Source organism: Legionella pneumophila subsp. fraseri (assembly GCF_000586315.1).
GTDB classification, from domain to species: Bacteria; Pseudomonadota; Gammaproteobacteria; order Legionellales; family Legionellaceae; genus Legionella; species Legionella pneumophila_B.
The window spans coordinates 1-14,599 of the sequence record NZ_JFIM01000032.1 but is presented as its reverse complement, the minus strand read 5'-3'; the positions used below and the strand labels follow the sequence as shown (position 1 = coordinate 14,599).

The window sequence follows — 14,599 nt, the reverse complement described above, 5'->3', positions numbered from 1 at the left end:
GTCATGACGAATATTTTACATTAAGAGTATTAAATGAACATTAAGAGATAGGATCACTAAATATAATCAGGAATAAAAACATGATAATATCTTGATAAAATTACGAATTTTTTTAGCTATATTTCATAAATAGAACTTAAAAAAGGCAATTATTTACAATTTAGAGTATTAATTCGAGGTGATATTCATCAAAAAAATTAAGTAGGTGTATGTCCTATAATATGGAAATTACTTTCTGTAAAAAAACTTTCTAGCATCGTGGCTAGGGCTTTGGGAGAAAGTCTATGAAACCAGGCTCGAGAAAACTGGGTTATTGGGAAGAGTTATGTCAATGGGGAAACGATAAAGATCATGGAAATGGTTTAATTGCTGCTGTTGCAAAAATCACTGTTTCTGATTTGGATTTGGAGCGTTTAACCAACGCGCTCAGGTTATTACAAATCCAGCAGCCATTGCTTAGAGCTAAAGTGATGAAAAGCAATAAACAGTGTCAATTTAATGTAGAGGAAGGTGATGCTGTTTATTTACCATTTCAAATCATAAAAAGGACTTCAAACTCTGTATGGAAAGAGGTGATTGAATTGGAATTAAATCGACCTCCTCGCAATCAAGATTATCAATGGCGAACAGTTCTTATTTATAACCAACACGGTAATTCTCATGAAATCCTGTTAATCGCAGGGCATAATATTGGGGATGGCATCTCGGTAGCCTATTTTTTCGATACTCTCTTTAGAATTTACCAGAAAAGTGATTCAAAGCCATCCTTCCCTCTCTACCCCCCTGTTGAGGAGCTGGTGCAACACAAAAAAGGGCAAAAATCTTCTCTGCCTCCTGCATTTTTACCTACTCCGATTTATTACCATAATTATGTCCCTCCTGGCAAACGAATAACAAAAAATCATTATCACTCTGTTACACTGAAACAAACCAGAGCACTTCAAGCGTTCAGTAAAAACCACAGCTTTTCTCTGAATGCGCTAATTAATGCGTTGTCCTTAATGACATTAACAAAAGTGCTTGATCAACCTTTAGATACAACATTGCACACTCCGGTTAATTTGAGAAAGTGGTGTGAACCTGTTATTCCAGAAGACTATTTTGGTTGTTATGTGTCTGTGGTGACTACGTATCATAAACAAGTCAGTATAGAATCAGGTATTGTAGAGCTTGCCAGAGATTATGACTATCAGTTAAAGCAAGAGCGATTGCCTGGTGATGCTATATTTCCAGTTCATCACAGCAGGCGGGATATTATGGATGCCTTGTCATCATGGGAGGGTCATAGGGATCGCTTTTCAATGGGGGTGACCGTAACCAATATTGGTTTGTTACCCTTTAATACTCAATATGGTCATTTGAAATGGGAAGAAAGCTATTTTTGTACATCCCGACAAAATGCAGACATACCTGTTTTACTCAATGTTCTTACTCTTAATGATCAACTCATGCTGTGTTTTACCTTCACAGAACCAATGTGCAGCGCTGTGTTTCAAGAGAGTTATGTAAAAATTTTTATATCCAATATGCGAGCGTTAACAGACTGTTAGGTCACTGCCTCTTTGCTATCCATATCCGAGTTTCTCGATTCAGTGGTCAATCGGCTAAAATGCCATGAGAAAAAGAGGGCTCCAATTCCTGAACCTATTAATCCCAGTGGAAGAGCGTCAAGATTCGTTATCAACAAATAGCCGGTTAGAATAGTTAAAAGAGAAGGGCCAATTAAACGTATGGTGTTCATAAAAGCCATAACTATGCCTGCATTTTGCTTAAAGTCCGTCAGAGCGATGGATATCGTTGGAGCAGCACTGACACTAATTCCCAAGTTGGCAATTAACGAAAAAGACAATGCGAACAGGCTAAATCCAAACAATTTGGAAGTAATCAACATCGCGGTACCACCAAGGATAATGAACCAGTTCCCCAAATAGATGGTGGTTATAATGGGTAATCGGTCACGAAGCCAAATACCCAGATAGTTTCCAAAAATAATATTTAAACCATTCAGAATAAAAATAAGTCCATAGGCAAGGGGAGAGTAATTGAGTACCTCGATAATGAGGTAAGAGGAATTGATTACTGTGAGCATGACAGCAGAAATACCAAACATTAAAATAAATGATGCGCACCATAGAGAGGGTATATTGAGTATGGCTTTATACTCATTGAGTATTTTTTTTACCGAGAACTGCTCTTGGGGAGGTGTCCAGAAAGGGGATTCTAATAAGGAGAGTTTGGTTTGTATCAATAGAATAAAGGCTACAACTGCCATTACTATAAAATTAGCTTGCCAGCCAAAATGATGAAAGATAAGAGCACCAATTACAGGTGCAACAATCGGTGAAACTGAAACAGTCATGGAAATATAAGACAGCACTTTGGCTCGAACAATCGTGTCTTCAAAATCACGTGCAGCGGAATAAGCAATGAGATTTGCACAGCACAAGGCGAATCCTTGTAGGGCACGACCACAAATCAGCATAGTGATATTTAGCGCAAAAGCACACATTAAACTCCCAATTAGGGCTAATAAAAGATTTCCAGGGAGTAGGCGTCGGCGTCCAAAATGGTCTATAAGTGGCCCCCATAAGAGATGAGTCATACCATAGACTAACAAATAAATACTTAAGGTTAATTGCCCCATACTTGGGGTGATATTAAAATAATTCGTTATGAAAGGTAGTGATGGTTGATAAAGATCAAAGGTAAGCAAAGAAAATGCAGAAAGCAAACCAAGGAATATAATGGAATTATGTGATTTAGGCATATAAGAATCATTCGTAAAAAATTATACGATTGTAACCAAATTCGGCTTGCTTTTGGAAGGAAATATTAAAGCAAGTTGGCAACTGCCAACTTGCTTTACTCAGGAACAGAACGTTTTTCTTCAAAAAAAGTCACCTTCCCTGTTTTAATATCATGAAGGCCCGCTACAATCCCAATTTGTTTATTCTTAACCAATTCATTCAAAATTGGGCTTTGTTCTAAAATATTTTTCACAACATGCAAAGCATTCGCTTTAGCCATGTCATCAATCAATTTGGGATCCGAGCAATTATCAATGCCCGTGCTTTCCATGCTTGGTTTTACCACAGGCTGGATTTTATTGATAACATCAGTCAAGTGTCCTAATTTGACATCTTTGCATGCCCCTGCAACAGCACCACAGGAAGTGTGAGCAAGGACAACTACCAAACGCGCCCCCACTACTTTTGTTGCAAATTCCATACTTCCTAAAATGTCATCGTTGAGAACATTACCCGCAACGCGTAAAGTAAATAGGTCTGCCAATCCTTGATCAAAAAAGAATTCAGGAACACTGCGCGAGTCCATACAATTCAAGATGACCGCAAAAGGATATTGACCATATGCTGATTGCTTGGCTTGTTGTAGATAATCTCGTGCCAAAGGTTTATTGCTTAAGAAGCGTTGATTGCCATCTTTTAAACGTTGCAATGCCTGCTTGGGAGTCATTTGTTGTTGTTTAGCCTGGGTCATGGTTTTCCCGAGTATGGGGATATCTGTTGATGAGGCATAGGCTAGATGGCTTGGGCTCCAAAGGATATTGCATAAGAAAGCAGCTATGAACAGTTTATTTGGCATTGGTTAACTCCTTGTTATTTTATTAATTGTCCTAAACTTTTATTTGCGGTTATTGATTAACTCAAATAAATCCTCAATAAGTGTATCTGGATATTGATTGACAATGAGCGTGTTTCGATCTTTTGAGTGTAAAAAACCTTGATTAACAGCATAGTCTAAAAATTGCAAAAGGTAATCGTAGTAACCAGACGCATTTAGTACGCAGCAAGGTTTTTTATGGTATCCCAATTGTGCCAGGGTAAACATTTCAAAAAATTCATCCAGAGAACCTGACCCGCCTGGCAGTAGAATAAACCCATCAGACAATTTACACATCAATACTTTTCTTTCATACATTGAATTAACAACATGTAATTCCGTTAAGCCATCGTGCGCTTTTTCTGTGTCAACAAGAGATTTTGGTATAACACCGATGACATTAGAGCCATTTTTTAACATGCGATTCGCTATTATTCCCATCAAACCGCTTTTTGAGCCACCATAAACCAGGGTAATACCACTACTACTTAGAACATCAGCCAGGTTTTCAGCCGATTGTTTATAGACTTCAGAATAACCTGTGTTGGATCCACAAAAGACAGCGAGTTTGTTAATTTTGTTATTATGGAGCATTTTAAAATTCCAGATGCAATGTTTTATTTATAACATGAAATGACGAAATATAGTTTACTTTTAATGAGTTAATGTTTTCACTATCAAAATTTATAGGGTTTAATTTAATTGCCTCAATGCAAGCCATTGTTATTCACCTGCGTAAAGACATTGATTTTTAGCATTTTCTTCACAGGCTTGAGTGCAATCACCATAATTTGTTTTTTCGCACTTATTGATGCATTGATTATAAAATTTTTGGGCGCATAGTTCCTGATCAGATTGTTGATCTTGTATGTCTACTTCTGGGATATCTCCTGCTAAAACGGAAGAAAAAAATAATATTGATCCAATAAACACGAGGAATTTGCTCATAATCTCGTTTTCCCTGGTTTATTTAATCCAAAATAGATTAAATATTATACTATTAAATATAATAGGACTTAGGAAAAACTCCAAGGTCAAGGCGAAAAATGTTTTCTAGTGAAGGCGTTTATATAAACTGATTTATTGAATTAGATTCGTTTTTATAATAAAAATAGATTGAGATTTTGTGTGAGCATCTATAGTTTTTTCTGAAAATATTTCCAGTGATTCAAATCTGCCATGACAAAATATATCGATTTAAAACAATTTTTCTGCTTTGATAAAGAGTTGCTATCCAAGCCAGGGATGTTTTATTTAAGTTTATCGATATAAAGTCATATCCTCTTATAATAAGCTTAATTTTAAAAAGCTTAATTGATTTTGTTTCAATTCTTCTTGGCAGGAAGGTTTGGGGATGGTTTTTTTATCCTGTGGCGCAAACCACAGTATTGCGCATTTGTCTTTGTATTTGACATAGTTCGCTTTATCAATTCTGCTCATGTATTTTTTATTGGCATACGCATTGTAATTATTTTCAGCAGAGGCGGCTTTTTCAAATTTTTTTTGGAAATGGTTTAATTTATCAGCTAAAAATAGAGCCTCTTTCGAATTATCCCATGGTGATGTCAAAGTTTGAGTAATTATATTAGGGCAGGTAAAGGTTTCGTCAAATGAATCAAAGAGAATGCTCCATAAACTGAATGATTCGTATGGGCCATGGATTTGAGAGATTTTTTTAATGAATTCGCAGACTGTATTGCTGTGAAGCTTTAATTGTCCGGTTTTTCTGGCTTCTTCCAGAATAAAAAATTGAATGGTATGCGCCCATTTCCCATGCTTGGGGCCTGCGCCAAGATCAGCAGATAAGTAACCCTGTTTTAGAAGAACGTTATTGAATAAGTCTGCAGTTAATTCACCGCATAAAACTGGAGTGTGATTAGGGAAATGGAAATTGGGGCTGGTTTCATAAGGTATCTTATCATTAGGCTGAGCTTCGTGGTTAAAATGATTTTTACTTCCCCAGTCATCAAAAAATTGTCTTAATGTTTTTTTCTCAGGTTGGTTAAACTGATAAAATTGTGTCACCAATTTTTTTAAACCTTGTAAAACCAGCTCTTCATTACAAAAGAATTGGCATATAGACTTGGCATCTTCTTTCAAGGATTTTTCTAATGTTTCGTATCCAAAAGAATCCAGATATTCCTCATAATCATTGGTATCTGTCTCTCCATTTCGAATAAGTTCTACTGTCATAGTGATGCCTCCAGCTGCTGTATGAGTTATTGTCAAATACCGATTTGAGAATTATTTGAGGAGCTTAATTCTTTCTTTGAACTAAAGGATTATTAATTAATCATAAACTGATAAAAAAAGAAAGGAGTATTTTGTTGCTATTAAATTGCGGTCTGCTCATTTCGTGATAAAATATAAGTCCAGCATTAGGGGTGCCAATTGATAAGTTGGCTGAGAGGATCACCCAACCCTTTGAACCTGATCTCATTAGTCTGAGCGGAGGAAAATGTGTCAATTGTTATTTTTTCTGGAATAGTTGCTTTTATTACTTCGTTTATTGGACTTTTACCGCAAATCGTTAAATCCTTAAAAACCAAATCAACTGAAGATCTTTCCATGATGATGTTAGTGAATTATCTTGTTTGTTCGCTGGCTTGGATCATTTATGGAAGCAGCACAAACTCATTTTTTGTAACGAGTTCCAATGTAGTGGGTTTGATAGTGAGCCTTCTGCTGATTTTATTAAAAAGACGTTATGATGCTCGATGTAATTAATTTTAAAAACTATCGTTCTATTTTATGTCTTAATGGTGATTTGCCAGATCCCCACTTTTTTCATAATAAAAAGCTGCCGGTCATTGCAGCTGATGGTGCCGCTAATGAGTTATGTAATCTTGGTATTTTTCCTGATTTAATTACTGGGGATTTGGACTCTATTCAGCCTGCTTTGTTGGAAAACCATTCTTTTCTGCATTTACCAGATCAGGGGAGTACGGATTATCAAAAGGCTATGGATTATTTAAAAACTCATGATCTATTGCCGGCTATCGTTGTGGGGATAAATGGAGGATACCTGGATCATATTCTGAATAACATCAACATTTTTATGGAAACAAACTGTCTTTTGTACTCGCCTCCTATCAAAGGTTTTGTCGTTAATGAAAATTTAAAGGTTAATTTCATATTACCTGTCCAGACTAAAATCTCCTTGATAGGGATTCCGGAAGCGGTTCTTTCTTCTGATGGTCTGAAATGGGAGTTAAAGCGCTCGCCTCTTTCTTTTCCCGGAAAAAACTCCTGTTTCAATCGAACTCAAACATCTGAAATTAGCCTGGAAGTCCATCAAGGTGCCGCACTGGTTTTAATTTATGAAGAAGTGATTGAGGATGCTGGAGTTTCACCTTTATAAGGACTTACAAATCCTCCCAACCTCTTTGTTAAAAAATGTTTTTAATTCAGTCATTTATTTTATCTAAACTTCCTCATTCAAAACCTTTTTGCCTCGACTTTGGTGGGGCGTAGTCTTGTTTATAATAGACTTCTATTGGCATAACCGGTCTCTTTCATCACTGCAATTGCTATCAGGTGGATTACCATATCAATGCTTACATGTTGAAATCCATTTGTCTCCATGCTTCGTACAATATGATTGCTACAGCATTTGATAAATTGAGGCTACGATTATTTTCTCTCATGGGAATCCGTATGGTTGAGTATTGGTTTAGGATTTCTTGAGGTAAGCCACAAGATTCCGGGCCAAATAATACCATGTCCTCCTCCTTATAATCGATGTCACTATACATCACTTTTCCTTTTGCGCTAGAGCAAAATAACCGTCGTTGTGAATGAGACTGCAGGAAGGTTTGCCAATTCTCATAATGCAATATTGAAGCCCATTGATGATAATCAAGACCGGCTCGTCGCATTTGCTTATTTTCCAAAGTAAAGCCTAATGGGTGAATCAAATGCAATTGAGCTCCGCTATTGGCACAGAGTCGAATGATATTACCGGTATTTGGTGGAATTTCTGGTTGATAAAGCGCAATATGGATCATTTGGTTTTCCAGTAAAACTCTAATTTCCATTTTAATGGATTTATTAAAGATCATGTAAGTCCTGTAAGTAAAAATCAACCAGGGAATTGATATCTCTAATTTTTTGCTCAATAGGCTGTCTGAATTCCACATAGCTACTACAATATTAGTATGCCAGATGAAAGTTTTTGGTGTTTGTTGGGTATGATTATTCTTGAATAGTTGTTGAATATTGAAAATTCGGATTAAACTGGGCCAGGAAGTTAAGGATTCATCATGGATAAGAATCATAATACAAAAAAAATTTTATTTAAAAATCGTTTTGTCTTATTGGGATTTGGTTGCGTTGGTCAGGCGTTAATGCCTTTAATCTTTGATAAATTTGATATTAAACCATCACAAGTAACAATCATTGCCGATGAACGAGCAAGAATTGAGGTTGCCCAAAAATACGGAGTTTCATTCAAGTTACAACAGATTACTCCTGATAATTACCTTGACGTAATTGGTAGTACACTGGAAGAAAACGATTTTTTAATTGATGTGTCAATCGGCATATCAAGTCTTGCCTTGATCATACTATGTAATCAAAAAGGAGCATTGTATATCAATGCAGCAACTGAGCCATGGAAAGAAGAATTTGTCATGGAGAAGCTGGCCCTTAATCGTCGAACCAATTATTCTTTGCGAGAAGAAGTACTTCGCTTAAAGGATAACACTCAAAAAACAGCTTTAATTACTCACGGAGCCAATCCGGGGCTCGTTTCCCATTTTATTAAAGAGGCTTTGTTGAATATTGCAAAGGATAATGGTCTTACCATTGACAGGCCTCAAAAAGCATCAGAATGGGCTAATCTTGCGATGATTTTGGGAATTAAAGTAATTCACGTTGCAGAACAAGACTCTCAAGTAACTTACCCTCCAAAATCACCAGGTGAGTTCGTTAATACCTGGTCTGCTAACGGCTTGATTTTGGAGGGACTGCAACCTGCTGAAATCGGGTGGGGTACTCATGAAGTTCATTGGCCACATGATGCTTATTCTCATAGTAATGGACCTCAATGTGCAATCTATCTGTCTCGCCCGAGCGCTAGTGTAATGGTTCGTTCATGGACTCCAACATTGGGCGCTTTTCACGGGTTTTTAATTACTCATGCAGAAACTATTTCACTTACCAATTTTTTAACATTAAAAAATGGATCTGAATTATTGTATAGGCCAACAGTTCACTATGCCTATAATCCTTGTCCCGATGCCAGGCTCTCTATTTTTGAATTAAAAAGTAATGAATGGAAACCACAAAACAAGAATCGCCTGATTCTAAACGAAATCATCGATGGATGTGATGAATTGGGTGTGTTGTTGATGGGTAATAAAAGAGGGGCATATTGGTATGGTTCAACCCTTTCTATCCAGGAAGCAAGGCAAATTGCTCCCTATAATAATGCAACCAGTTTACAAGTTGTAGCCAGCATGATTTCAGGAATAATCTGGGCAATAGAGCATCCTGATGAGGGTATTGTAGAACCAGAGGAAATTGATCATCAATATATTATTGATATTGCCAAACCGTATCTTGGAAAAGTCGGTGGTTATTACACGGATTGGACCCCCTTAAAAAATAGAGGGGAGCTCTATCCTGAAGAAGTGGACTTATCTGACCCCTGGCAATTTTTCAATATAAGGGTTAATTAAAAGGAAGCAAACCTACTGAATAATCAATGAACTATAAATTATCGCACCAGTCCGATCAATTGGACTGGTGATTCAGTAGCATTGATTATTTTCCATGGCAGGGCAAGAGTCCAGGCGCCAATCGGTGGCATGTAATTCGCATTGGCAACGTTTTCAATAATGTATTTACCTGCTTGTAATAACAGTTGATGCACAGGATAACCTGAGTCTGCAGTATCAGGAGAAAGCGTGTCTATGCCAATGCCAGCAATATTTCTTTCAAGCAATAGTTGGGCTGCGTGAGCACTAATACTCGGAAAAATCAAATTATTGCGATATTTGTCAGGATTAGACCAATGTTTATCCCACCCGGTATAAAAAAGTACAAACTCATTTTTTTTTAATTTCCTATATCTTGCTTCGAAATCCAGGATATCCTGTGTGCTAATCTGATAATGTTCATCTGCCTGATGACAGACATTAATCAGCACACTTTCTGTGAGCAGATAATTACAGTGCAGATCAAGATCAGTAATAGAGGCGGCTCCTGGAATACAATGAGATGGAGCATCCATATGAGTTCCAATCCCCAAAGGTGAGTGTATTTGTTGAACTCTGAATTTTATCTCCGTTGTACATTCTTCATAATCAAGAAAATTACTGTGATTAAATCTACAATCCAGATCCCAGCCAGGGGAATCAGGTGAAACAGGGTGCGTTAATTCGATTATTTGAAAAGGAAATTTCATAGTAATTTGAGCAATCGATGGGTTGTTTCAATTAAATTATCATAAAAAGAATTCGGATCAATGAAACTAATTTTTAATTTGATCTTTGCAAAAGAGTGTCAATTTATCGTTTTATTCAAATTTTACAATAATAGATTCGATTCAGCGTTCAGCATTTGATACAACTTGTGACATAAAAGAAAAATGAGATAAGCTATTTGATAAACCAATTAACTAAAGAATATCATTTGAATATGAGTGTTATTAAGACAATAAAGAACATCATATATAACCCTAATGTCTACATTGCAATGGTTGTCGGGGCATTTTTGGGAGGGGTGAGTGGCGGTGCTTCCGGGTTATTTTCCGGTGGATTCATGGGGCGCGCGTTTCAAATATGTATGGAATGTCCTAATCAGTTATTGGGTTTTAATATAGGTATTTTTGATCTCAATATGGTTGCCGGGGCTATTATTGGAGTGGTTATAGGGGCTGCTTTGGGTAGCGCGATTACTGGCCTGGTTACCACCTTTCATGTTTACAGAAAACCTACTTTACCAAAAACAGTATCTCGCGATAACATACACGAAGTATTAATAAGCTCATTATGGATTAGTATTGAAATATCCATTGGAATGATTTTAGGTTCCGTCATAGGAAGTTTAAAAGAACCGGGTATTGGGTCAGCGATAGGCGCTCTCATAGGTATTATTCTTATGTTATTAGCTACCTTTTGGGAAAATAAAGTCAAGAAGTGAGAACGGGGCTGACTCCATCACTTTGGAGCCTGACCCTGATTGGATTAATTATTTTGCTTTTTCAATTTTAATTGTTTTTACATTTTCCTTCGCTGCAGTTTTTTTAGGTATTGTGATCCATAACATACCCTTTTTAAAAGAGGCTGTTGCTTTATCCACATCCGCAGATAGCGGTAAGGAAATGGTGCGTTCATATCGCCCATAGCTAATTTCACGACTGATATAATTTTTATTTTCATCTTTTTTAGAAGTTGTTTTCTCTCCTTCAATGGTTAATCTGTTTTCACAAAAAGATACTTTAATATCTTCTTCACCCATACCAGGCATTTCTACTTCTATTTTGAAGTTATCTTTGTCTTCAACGATATCCAAAGACGGAGTAAGAGAAATATGCTCGAATTGCTCAAGATTGGCACTTCTTTGAGGGTCAAATAAATTATAAAAATCACTCATAGCATGATTGACCTCTTGCTGAAGTCTTAAAAATGGACTCATCAGAAGATCAGTTGTTTTACCTGGTTGATGTTTTCTTAAGCTGCCCATGATGTCACCTCCTTATTCCATAAATTGAAGTATCAGTTAGTTGTTAAAAACACCTAAAGTAATATTCACCAGCTTATCAATGTAAATATAGTATCTGGGTAAATTATTTTCAATAATTATAAAATTATTTCATAGTGATTGAATTTAGTATTTTTTGTCTTTATTTGGTATGGTTAAATATTGCCTAAACCAATTTTTAGCGAGGCGAGCTACTTCTTTCAAAGCACCGGGCTCTTCAAATAAATGAGTTGCACCAGGGACTATTTTTAATAGTTTATTACAGTTTAGTTTTGCCAGGGATTGTCGGTTTAATTCAATTACTACTTCATCATATTCACCTACAATCAACAGGGTAGGAGCGCTAACCGATGATAAATACGTTCTTGCCAAATCAGGACGCCCTCCTCGGGATACGATCGCCTTGATTTTATCTGGTACTTGAGCCGCTGCAACCAGAGCAGCCCCTCCTCCTGTGCTTGCACCAAAATAACCAATTGGCAAGCAGAAGGATTGAAGCTCATTAAGACACCAGTGAGTTGCTTCTACGAGGCGCGATGCAAGCAGGGGGATATTAAAGCGATATTCACGAGTGTAATTATCGATGTTTTCTTCATCTGGAGTTAACAAATCAAATAATAAAGTAGCCAGACAGGCTTGATTCAAAGATTGCGCAACAAATTGGTTGCGGACACTAAATCGACTGCTTCCACTGCCATGAACAAACAATACTATTCCTTGAGCATTCTCAGGAATATAGAGCAATCCATTAAGAAAATAATGGCCACTTGGAATTTGGACTGGGTGTTCAAGATTGGTCATTAGAGCGTTCATGATTTGAATATTCCTTACAATCAATCAAGTATTCCCCCAATGATTTTAGTTTGTTGTAATAGCTTTTGATAATTATAGCTTTATTTCATAACAATAACCCCGGCTCCTCTATACCTGCCATGTCTTAAATCATCCAGTGCTCGATTAACTTCAGTAAGGGGATAGGTTTGAACTTTTGTTTTAACTGGAATTGTAGGGGCGAGGAATAGAAATTCTTCCCCATCTTTGCGAGTCAGGTTAGCAATTGAACAAACAGTGCGTTCACCCCACAATATTTCATAAGGGAAGCTGGGAATATTTGACATATGGATACCAGCACAAACAACAATACCTCCTTTCACAGTATGGCGAAGAGCCAGGGGAACTAATGCACCAACGGGTGCAAAAATGATTGCTGCATCAAGAAGATGAGGTGGTGATTGCGTCGAATCTCCAGCCCAGACAGCGCCTAATCGGTATGCAAATTTTTGAGATTTCTGATCACCTGGGCTTGTAAACGCATAAACTTTTATTCCTTTTTGGCAAGCTACTTGAATTAATATATGTGCTGCTGCTCCAAATCCATATAGACCTAAATGATCTGCATTACCAGCTTTTAACATGGCACGATATCCAATTAAACCGGCACAAAATAATGGTGCTGCCTGATGATCTGGGTACCCCTCGGGAATAGGAAAGCAAAAATGGTAATTTGCCACACAGAACTCAGCGAAACCACCATCTATTTGATATCCGGTAAAGCAGGCTTGATCACATAAATTTTCCCGGCCAGAAGTGCAAAAATTACAGATCCCGCAACTGCCACCTAACCAGGGGACTCCAACTCGTTGTCCAATCGCAAATTGCCTCACAGCGGAACCAATCTGTTCAACAGTTCCTACAATTTGGTGGCCTGGAATAAGTGGAATTTTGGGATTTTTCAATTCACCATCGACCACATGCAAGTCAGTTCTACAAATCCCACAAGCCGATACTTTAATTAAAAGTTCATTTTCATTTGGATTAGGTTTATTGACTTCTTGATATTGCAATGCACATCCCGGTTTTTCCATGATCATGGCATGCATGGGTATTCATCCTGTTTTTATCCTCTATCTTACAATTATAGTAGGGTGGGTTATACTTACTTAACGTATTCAAAAAGTAACAATATTTGACTCGATGATATTGATTTAATAGCTTGCCTGGAGGACATTATGAGAATTGGAGAGTTCTGTAACAGGGATGTGGTAATGATGAATGGTGATGAGTCTGTAAAACAAGCTGCTGAACTGATGCGTGCTCATCATGTTGGCGATATCGTTTTAGTCGAAGAGCTTAAACGACGTCGGGTTCCGATTGGAATTGTTACAGATAGAGATCTGGTTGTAGAAGTCATGGCCTTAGATGTTAATCCTGAAGAATTAGCAGTCCAAGACATAGTCACTCGCTCAGTTTTGTTAGCCAGAGAAGAGGATAGCCTTATTGATTCATTAGCGCTTATGCAAGAAAAAGGAGTTCGCCGATTACCTGTTGTCGATAATGATGATGAGCTCGTTGGTATTATTACCATAGATGATATAACGGAATTACTGGCAGAGATGTTACACAAAGTAGTCGGTGTTGTTGACAGGCAGCAAAAAGTTGAAAAACAACAACGATCTTGATGATTAATTTGGAAAAAACGCTTCTTTTTCGGAATTTACTTTGTGAATTGCAATATTTTTCCAATAGACGACGAATATTATGAACGCTATACGTGCTTTTTTTGCTATTTCACTACCATCATCGGTACAGGACAATATCTCAAGTAATCTGGAGCCATTGAGGCAGATGGTACCAGTTCACTCCATAAGGTGGACAAAGCCAATCCATTTGCATATCACCTTGCAATTTTTACAGAGACTGGAAACAGAACATATTCAGGTCTTGATTGAAAGAGTAAGTAATGAACTTAATCATATAAAGCAATTTGATTTAGAATTGGGTGTTTTAGAGTGGTTCCCTTCTCCCAAAAATCCAAGACTTATTTCATTATCTGTAGGTCCACAAGATAGACTAAGGGATTTGTCTCGAATGATCGGTCAGGCGATAGGTGGTTTAAATTATCCTGTAGAAAAGCGTCCTTTCAGAGGGCATTTGACTGTAGGTAGAGTGGTGAATTTCAGCCCAAAACTTCAACAATTGTTGCAAATGAAATTTCCTCTCATTACACCAGTTCCCATTAATAAATTTTATTTAATTGAAAGTAGGCCTGATAAAGAAGGAAGTAATTATTTTCCCTTGGCACAATTTGATTTAACCTGGTAAAAGAGAATGGCTGATTTGCCAATTGGAACGATTCTTTGCCTCTGTATCCAACTTATTATGCTCAAGTGTCTTTATTATTTGGCATAGGATGAATTTAGGGCGTGTTGACAATTGCCCCCGCCTACTTGCCTTGGCTTGTCCCTGAATCTACTACACATCTTGTATGTAA

General features: G+C 37.2%; 17 protein-coding genes and 1 riboswitch. Of the genes, 7 read left to right on the top strand and 10 right to left on the bottom strand.

Features of this window, described 5'->3' with window-relative positions; all coding sequences use genetic code 11:
- Nucleotides 1–284: 284 nt before the first annotated feature.
- Nucleotides 285–1,550, top strand: a complete 1,266-nt coding sequence (locus CC34_RS1000000117390; RefSeq protein ID WP_027228482.1) for a phthiocerol/phthiodiolone dimycocerosyl transferase family protein — start codon at nucleotides 285–287, stop codon at nucleotides 1,548–1,550.
- Here the strand turns inward: CC34_RS1000000117390 and CC34_RS0108205 are convergent.
- From CC34_RS0108205 to CC34_RS0108180, 5 genes are all read right to left on the bottom strand, one after another.
- Complete coding sequence (locus tag CC34_RS0108205) at nucleotides 1,547–2,767, bottom strand: MFS transporter (RefSeq protein WP_027228483.1); 1,221 nt, start codon at nucleotides 2,765–2,767, stop codon at nucleotides 1,547–1,549. The genes CC34_RS1000000117390 and CC34_RS0108205 overlap by 4 nt on opposite strands.
- A 95-nt stretch (nucleotides 2,768–2,862) precedes the next feature.
- Entirely contained in the window at nucleotides 2,863–3,603 is a 741-nt protein-coding gene (locus tag CC34_RS0108200) for a carbonic anhydrase (protein WP_027228484.1), read from the bottom strand.
- A gap of 39 nt (nucleotides 3,604–3,642) precedes the next feature.
- Nucleotides 3,643–4,215, bottom strand: coding sequence for an LOG family protein (locus CC34_RS0108195; RefSeq protein WP_028378808.1), 573 nt, complete (start codon nucleotides 4,213–4,215; stop codon nucleotides 3,643–3,645).
- A 129-nt stretch (nucleotides 4,216–4,344) separates the two neighbouring features.
- On the bottom strand, nucleotides 4,345–4,569 hold the full coding sequence (locus tag CC34_RS0108185; RefSeq protein ID WP_011947421.1) for a hypothetical protein: 225 nt from the start codon (nucleotides 4,567–4,569) through the stop codon (nucleotides 4,345–4,347).
- Between the two features lie 336 nt (nucleotides 4,570–4,905).
- The gene (locus CC34_RS0108180; RefSeq protein WP_080272258.1) at nucleotides 4,906–5,850 is read right to left on the bottom strand and encodes a LirA/MavJ family T4SS effector; all 945 of its coding nucleotides are present in this window, start codon (nucleotides 5,848–5,850) and stop codon (nucleotides 4,906–4,908) included.
- Between the two features lie 141 nt (nucleotides 5,851–5,991).
- Nucleotides 5,992–6,095, top strand: a riboswitch (TPP riboswitch).
- Here CC34_RS0108180 and CC34_RS0108175 point away from each other — a divergent pair.
- Nucleotides 6,082–6,348, top strand: a complete 267-nt coding sequence (locus tag CC34_RS0108175; RefSeq protein WP_027228487.1) for a SemiSWEET family sugar transporter — start codon at nucleotides 6,082–6,084, stop codon at nucleotides 6,346–6,348. (Overlaps the previous riboswitch by 14 nt.)
- The gene (locus CC34_RS0108170) at nucleotides 6,332–6,982 is read left to right on the top strand and encodes a thiamine diphosphokinase (RefSeq protein WP_032830355.1); all 651 of its coding nucleotides are present in this window, start codon (nucleotides 6,332–6,334) and stop codon (nucleotides 6,980–6,982) included. Before CC34_RS0108175 ends, CC34_RS0108170 begins: the two co-directional genes overlap by 17 nt.
- Before the next feature lie 196 nt (nucleotides 6,983–7,178).
- Here the strand turns inward: CC34_RS0108170 and CC34_RS0108165 are convergent, their stop codons facing one another.
- Nucleotides 7,179–7,628 carry a tRNA (cytidine(34)-2'-O)-methyltransferase gene (locus tag CC34_RS0108165; RefSeq protein WP_027228489.1) on the bottom strand — a complete coding sequence of 150 codons (450 nt, stop codon included), beginning with the start codon at nucleotides 7,626–7,628 and terminating at the stop codon, nucleotides 7,179–7,181.
- Between the two features lie 255 nt (nucleotides 7,629–7,883).
- Here CC34_RS0108165 and CC34_RS0108160 point away from each other — a divergent pair, with 255 nt between their 5' ends.
- Nucleotides 7,884–9,302, top strand: coding sequence for a homospermidine synthase (locus CC34_RS0108160; protein WP_050598208.1), 1,419 nt, complete (start codon nucleotides 7,884–7,886; stop codon nucleotides 9,300–9,302).
- A gap of 38 nt (nucleotides 9,303–9,340) precedes the next feature.
- On the opposite strand, the gene CC34_RS0108155 is transcribed toward CC34_RS0108160, so the two are convergent.
- A complete protein-coding gene (locus CC34_RS0108155; protein WP_027228491.1) occupies nucleotides 9,341–10,030 on the bottom strand; it encodes a cyclase family protein in 690 nt (229 codons plus the stop codon).
- Nucleotides 10,031–10,227: 197 nt separating this feature from the next.
- Here CC34_RS0108155 and CC34_RS0108150 point away from each other — a divergent pair, with 197 nt between their 5' ends.
- Nucleotides 10,228–10,767, top strand: coding sequence for a hypothetical protein (locus CC34_RS0108150; protein ID WP_229309794.1), 540 nt, complete (start codon nucleotides 10,228–10,230; stop codon nucleotides 10,765–10,767).
- A gap of 48 nt (nucleotides 10,768–10,815) precedes the next feature.
- Here the strand turns inward: CC34_RS0108150 and CC34_RS0108145 are convergent, their stop codons facing one another.
- The 3 genes from CC34_RS0108145 to CC34_RS0108135 form a co-directional block, all read right to left on the bottom strand.
- Nucleotides 10,816–11,310, bottom strand: coding sequence for an Hsp20/alpha crystallin family protein (locus CC34_RS0108145; protein WP_027228493.1), 495 nt, complete (start codon nucleotides 11,308–11,310; stop codon nucleotides 10,816–10,818).
- A gap of 144 nt (nucleotides 11,311–11,454) precedes the next feature.
- Nucleotides 11,455–12,141, bottom strand: a complete 687-nt coding sequence (locus CC34_RS0108140) for a dienelactone hydrolase family protein (protein ID WP_027228494.1) — start codon at nucleotides 12,139–12,141, stop codon at nucleotides 11,455–11,457.
- 80 nt (nucleotides 12,142–12,221) lie between these two features.
- Entirely contained in the window at nucleotides 12,222–13,208 is a 987-nt protein-coding gene (locus tag CC34_RS0108135; RefSeq protein ID WP_027228495.1) for a zinc-dependent alcohol dehydrogenase family protein, read from the bottom strand.
- Nucleotides 13,209–13,337: 129 nt separating this feature from the next.
- On the opposite strand from CC34_RS0108135, the gene CC34_RS0108130 reads away from it, so the two are divergent.
- Nucleotides 13,338–13,787 carry a CBS domain-containing protein gene (locus tag CC34_RS0108130; protein ID WP_027228496.1) on the top strand — a complete coding sequence of 150 codons (450 nt, stop codon included), beginning with the start codon at nucleotides 13,338–13,340 and terminating at the stop codon, nucleotides 13,785–13,787.
- 79 nt (nucleotides 13,788–13,866) lie between these two features.
- Nucleotides 13,867–14,430, top strand: a complete 564-nt coding sequence (gene thpR, locus CC34_RS0108125; RefSeq protein ID WP_027228497.1) for an RNA 2',3'-cyclic phosphodiesterase — start codon at nucleotides 13,867–13,869, stop codon at nucleotides 14,428–14,430.
- Nucleotides 14,431–14,599: the final 169 nt, after the last annotated feature.